Annotated in this window: 1 protein-coding gene; it reads right to left on the reverse strand. The window is 55.0% G+C overall.

Annotated elements, in window-relative coordinates; all coding sequences use genetic code 11:
* On the reverse strand, positions 1-518 hold a 518-nt coding region (locus H5202_RS23655; protein WP_220494000.1), incomplete at both ends, for a hypothetical protein.

Below are 518 nucleotides of genomic sequence, written 5' to 3' on the forward strand. Positions count from 1 at the left end.
GGGCCGTTAAATAGGGTGTTGCCATTGCCGTCAGTGACAATCAAGGTGTCGCCGACTTGAGTGCCAGTCGCTAGCGTCACGGTGGCGGTCACAGTGCCGTCAGTACCGATCTCATCGCTGTTGAAGATACCATCGCTGCCCATGCCGCTGAACTCAACGATTGGTGCAGGTGCCATGGTGGCATCAACAGGTTGTGTATCTGTTGCGGTTGCAGATGGGTTGCCGGCGATATCAATCACTTGCGCCGTAACATCAACATCAGTTGCGCCTGCAGTGACAGGCACTTCAACGTCAAAGCCGTTGTCGAGCATGTCTTGAGTGACAGGGCCATTAAATAGGGTGTTGCCGTTGCCGTCAGTGACAATCAAGGTGTCGCCAACTTGAGTGCCAGTCGCTAGCGTCACGGTGGCGGTCACAGTGCCATCAGTACCGATCTCATCGCTGTTGAAGATACCATCGCTGCCCATGCCGCTGAATTCAACGATTGGTGCAGGTGCGGCAACATTGTCCACAGGCTG

The organism is Shewanella sp. SG41-4, assembly GCF_014164505.1.
Lineage (GTDB): Bacteria > Pseudomonadota > Gammaproteobacteria > Enterobacterales > Shewanellaceae > Shewanella.